The 4748-nt window shown below is 39.6% G+C and carries 5 protein-coding genes and 2 pseudogenes; all 7 read left to right on the top strand.

Features of this window, described 5'->3' with window-relative positions:
* Positions 1-277, top strand: a pseudogene (locus ACQRDX_RS08950) (heavy metal translocating P-type ATPase); the annotation flags it as partial.
* Between the two features lie 1059 nt (positions 278-1336).
* Positions 1337-1504: a hypothetical protein gene (locus ACQRDX_RS08945; protein WP_044474380.1), complete on the top strand. Its 168-nt coding sequence runs from the start codon at positions 1337-1339 to the stop codon at positions 1502-1504.
* Positions 1505-1506: 2 nt separating this feature from the next.
* Positions 1507-2325: a replication initiator protein A gene (locus ACQRDX_RS08940; protein ID WP_427896531.1), complete on the top strand. Its 819-nt coding sequence runs from the start codon at positions 1507-1509 to the stop codon at positions 2323-2325.
* 148 nt (positions 2326-2473) lie between these two features.
* On the top strand, positions 2474-3829 hold the full coding sequence (gene dcm / locus ACQRDX_RS08935) for a DNA (cytosine-5-)-methyltransferase (RefSeq protein ID WP_427896533.1): 1356 nt from the start codon (positions 2474-2476) through the stop codon (positions 3827-3829).
* Positions 3813-4241 (top strand): hypothetical protein, encoded by a 429-nt coding sequence (locus ACQRDX_RS08930; protein WP_053866447.1) that lies wholly within the window; start codon positions 3813-3815, stop codon positions 4239-4241. The genes dcm and ACQRDX_RS08930 overlap by 17 nt, the downstream gene beginning before the upstream one ends.
* Before the next feature lie 10 nt (positions 4242-4251).
* A complete protein-coding gene (locus ACQRDX_RS08925) occupies positions 4252-4635 on the top strand; it encodes a hypothetical protein (RefSeq protein WP_427896535.1) in 384 nt (127 codons plus the stop codon).
* Between the two features lie 8 nt (positions 4636-4643).
* Positions 4644-4748, top strand: a pseudogene (locus tag ACQRDX_RS08920) (transcriptional regulator); the annotation flags it as partial.

Below are 4748 nucleotides of genomic sequence, written 5' to 3'. Positions count from 1 at the left end.
TGCATTGGATTCAGCTGATGTCATATTGACTCAATCCGATCCAGGAGATATTGAATCATTCATTGAATTAGCACACAAAACAACTCGTAAAATGAAACAAAATCTCTTTTGGGGAGCTGGTTATAACTTTATAGCTATCCCTCTAGCTGCAGGAATTTTGGCTCCTATTGGTATCACATTAAGCCCTGCATTAGGAGCAATCCTAATGTCTGTGTCAACAGTCATCGTCGCCATTAATGCTATGTTATTAAGTTTAGATCCAAAAAATAACGGTTAACAGATCGAATGATTGAAACTCCTTAAAGTATCAAGATACAATAGTTTTACAGGAGAAAAAGAGATGTAAGTACTGGCTCTTTGTAAAATCGTGTTGATAGAAGTAGACGATTGATTTAGATCGAGAAGTAGTATTAGTTGCTGCTGAAGATGATGAAATTATAGGTGCAATTTGGGAGAGATTGCTTGATGCAGATAAAAGAGGCTGAAAAACTAGGAGCACAGAAATCTGCAGGCTATAAAAAAGTCAATAATACTAGAAAGAAGGGATTGAGCTTTACAAAGAATTAAATAAATAACAGAATCGCCGTTTCGTTTTGAGGTGGTGATTTTTTGCTAGTCTTTTTGATAGAAAAAGCATATCTATGAAATGACAGGTGCAGATTTGTGTAAAAAATGTATTTTGAAAGATAGTGTTCTTGTAATAGCATTGTTGCACTATATGCAAATTGATGAGGAACAGGGTAAAAAGTTGATTCAATCAATCCATTCAAGCTATAAGGATTTTCTAAAACATTTTGAAGATGCTGATGTATTTGCGAATCTCTCTTATCAGATATTGAAGGGGGAGCTATCCCTACCCAGTTAATGAGGTTGCAGCAGATATGCTAAGGTATGTAGCCTATGACGTTAATAGGTTCCATGCACGGGATAAAATTGAGGAACTATTAGCTACAGGGGTAGAACCACTTATTGAGGAGATTTTAGAAAGATAGTCAATATTAGGGCTACTGTTCCGTTCCACAGTATAATCTTAAAATCATTTTCACTCCCTTTCGTCTATTAGTATAGAAGAAAGCTCTCAGCACACGTGGAGTGCGTAGTGTTGCTACAACGAAGCAACGGGTAAAAATCCTTTATTTTAAGCACTTTTTCAAGCATTTTGTCTTTATTGAAAAGAGTGATTTTGACATAAAAAAGGTTCAAAAAAAGTACATTGATGTGAATGTCTGTTTGGATGTCGACTGCGTAGACAAAAAATAGATACGTCATAAAATATAATAGTTCAACGAGAACATTTTAATAAGTGTTCTCGTTTTTTTATTTTAATGAGGAATTCATGAAAAAGAAGGAACAATCATCACGCCAAATCGTGATGTGTCATCTCGTGGCTATTTTAGGAGTTGATATTGAGAAAGCAACTCATCTGGTTGATGAATTGGAACAAGTAGGTTTAATCCGATTTGATGAATTCGGAAATGTTGGACTTTTAGTCTTGGAGGGATAATCATGAAACGAATTACCGCTAATCAATATCAAACATCAGAGCGTTATTATAAACTCCCTAAAATTTTGTTTGAGAGTGAACGTTATAAGGATATGAAGCTGGAGGTTAAGGTAGCCTACGCGGTTTTAAAAGATAGGTTGGAGCTGTCTTTGAGTAAGGGCTGGATTGATGAGGATGGGGCTATTTATTTGATTTATTCCAATTCAAATCTGATGGCACTTTTAGGCTGTTCAAAGTCAAAACTACTCTCTATCAAGAAAATCTTACGCGAATATGGCTTAATTGATGAAGTCCAACAGTCCTCTAGTGAAAAAGGTCGTATGGCAAATAAAATATACTTGGGGGAATTAGAACATGATCCTACCCCAGTCTTATGTTCAGACGGGGCTAGTGTTAAAAAAACACTAGGGGGGTCTCAAAGAAAGACGGGGCCGGTCTTAAATTCAGCCCCTAGTGAGACTGAAGGAAGTGAGACTAAATATAGTGAAACTAAAGGGAGTGATTTCCTTATTGAGGACGAGGAGGAGAGGCAGCAAGTAGATGAGAAACAAGAAGAGAACTTTACTTCAAAAGTCGATGGCGTGACCAAGTACGATCGAGATTATATTTGGGGTTTGGTTCATGACCAGTTAAGACAGACGGGTCTATCTCAGTCAGCTAGTGACTATGCCATGATTTATTTTAGTGACCGTTATCAGTATGCATTGGAACATATGCGATTTGCTCGGTCAGCGGAAGTAATAGCTGAATATGTATTTAATGGTGTGCTGTCAGAGTGGACTAAGCAACTGAGACGACAAGAAGTAAAGGGAGGTGATTAAGTTGATTTGGTGGATACTAGGTGGAATCTATCTGATTTCTATCGTCATTTTGATTGTTGAAATCATCCGTGCACCAGAAATGGATGATCATATATAAGCAAGAGTTTTACATGTGTAAGGCTCTTTTTTAGTTGGAAAGAGAGGAAAAATGAAATTTTTAGATTTATTTGCTGGGATAGGCGGTTTTAGGCTAGGGATGGAATCACAGGGTCATAAATGCCTGGGCTTTTGTGAAATTGATAAATTCGCTAGAACATCTTATAAAGCCATGTTTAACACAGAAGGGGAAATAGAATACCATGACATTAAAGAGGTCACAGACCATGACTTTAGACAATTTAGAGGGCAAGTGGACATCATCTGCGGGGGATTTCCTTGCCAAGCATTTTCACTCGCAGGCAGACGATTGGGATTTGAAGATACTCGAGGGACTCTCTTTTTTGAGATTGCTCGAGCGGCCAAACAAATCCAACCACGTTTTCTATTTTTGGAAAACGTCAAAGGCCTACTCAATCACGACGAGGGACGGACGTTCTCCACAATCCTCTCCACGCTGGATGAATTGGGGTATGATGTCGAATGGCAGGTGCTTAACAGTAAGGACTTCCAAGTCCCGCAAAACAGAGAGCGGGTCTTTATTATCGGACATTCTAGAAGATACCGTTCCAGATTCATATTTCCTCTCAGAAGAGAAAACAGCTCAGCTCATCTTGAAAGGCTAGGAAATATCAATCCCTCTAAACGTGGTTTGAATGGTGAAGTCTATCTGACGAGTGGACTTGCTCCTACACTAACGAGAGGTAAAGGAGAGGGGACCAAAATAGCCATTCCAGTCTTAACACCAGATAGACTTGAAAAACGGCAACATGGTCGTCGATTTAAGGAAAATCAAGACCCTATGTTTACTTTGACCAGTCAAGACAGACACGGGGTTGTTGTCGCAGGAAGTCTGCCGACTAGCTTTGACCAGACTGGAAGAGTATTTGACATATCTGGCTTGTCACCGACCTTGACCACCATGCAAGGTGGAGACAAGGTGCCAAAGATTTTGCTGAGGGAGGAGCTGCCATTTCTGAAAATCAAGGAAGCCACAAAAACAGGCTACGCAAAGGCAACTCTTGGAGACTCTGTCAATCTGGCTTATCCAGACTCAACCAAACGTAGGGGACGTGTGGGAAAGGGAATATCCAATACTCTGACGACTTCAGACAATATGGGAGTGGTGGTTGCTGCTCTGGAATATCGACAGGATAAGTGGTATGAAGTCACAGGCATTGTCTTAGAGGGAAAACTTTATCGCCTGAGAATAAGACGACTGACACCAAGAGAGTGTTTCAGACTTCAAGGCTTTCCTGATTGGGCTTATGAAAGAGCAGAAAGTGTTTCCAGTAAGAGCCAGCTATACAAACAGGCCGGCAATAGCGTGACTGTCACAGTTATTGAAGCCATTGCCAGAGAATTTAGAAGAACGGAAGAGGAAGAAAAACATGAACTTACTACATAAGAAAAGTATCCTAGATTGTACTGAATTAGAAGAACGTATTCACCAAGCTGAAACCAATCAGCTATTACAAAAGATACTGTCGCTCCCCAATTTTGATTGTGACTTTGAGGTGACTTTTGAAGATGATTACCACAAAGAGATGAATGATCCCCTATTCTACGAATCCAATCTTCATCAGATTTCGGATTTTATGGAAACTAGGGATATTAAAAATGGTGTAGATACACTACTGACGAAAGACAATCACCTGGCCTTTCGTGCCTTTGGTGAAAATTATTCTGCTAGGGGAAAGGATGGCATTTTAACGACTTTAGTGACGGTCAAGTGCTTTGGTGAAGGACGGATGCCCATTGATATGAGTCGCTATTTCTCAACTCCTGAACCAACAGTTGAAAATAGCCTAATCCTATAAGGAGGTGCCTATGCTTGAGGTATATCTAGGAAATAATGCCAATACAAATCAAGATTTACTAACCATTTTGACGACCTATGGTGTGACTTATCGTTGTATAAAAGCGTGTGATGTAGACCGTGAAATCTTACTGTCACTCTTCGCCAAAACCACGGATTGTTTTGAGTTATTGTCGCCACGATTTCTTTGCTTTAAGCGTCAATATTCGATAAGTTTGAATGAGATGATTCAGCTTATTCTCCAAAAGCCAGACCAGAATCTTCGGTTGCCCCTCATTGTCTGTCAGAATCATGTCTATCCAGCTATTGGGCTAGACGAAGTGCGTACCTTTCTTCCCAGACAAGTAAAAGAAGAGCTGTTTCAGGCCAGTCTGATGAAACAAGTGACAGGGTAGGTGTGAAGATGAATGAACGATTTTGGGACAATTTAGAGATCATTCTGGCCGAAAAAGAACTCACTTGGGCAGAACTAGCACGTAAAGTATTCAACGGTCAATATGTTTATCCA

It is taken from the genome of Streptococcus sp. SGI.013 (assembly GCF_050315295.1).
In the GTDB taxonomy this organism is placed as follows: Bacteria; Bacillota; Bacilli; order Lactobacillales; family Streptococcaceae; genus Streptococcus; species Streptococcus porcorum.
This window is presented reverse-complemented; position numbering and strand designations above follow the sequence as displayed.

Coding starts and splice junctions, on each gene's coding strand:
- dcm (WP_427896533.1), top strand. CDS start 2,474: ATGAAATTTTTAGATTTATTTGCTGGGATAGGCGGTTTTAGGCTAGGG.
- ACQRDX_RS08940 (WP_427896531.1), top strand. CDS start 1,507: ATGAAACGAATTACCGCTAATCAATATCAAACATCAGAGCGTTATTAT.
- ACQRDX_RS08930 (WP_053866447.1), top strand. CDS start 3,813: ATGAACTTACTACATAAGAAAAGTATCCTAGATTGTACTGAATTAGAA.
- ACQRDX_RS08945 (WP_044474380.1), top strand. CDS start 1,337: ATGAAAAAGAAGGAACAATCATCACGCCAAATCGTGATGTGTCATCTC.
- ACQRDX_RS08925 (WP_427896535.1), top strand. CDS start 4,252: ATGCTTGAGGTATATCTAGGAAATAATGCCAATACAAATCAAGATTTA.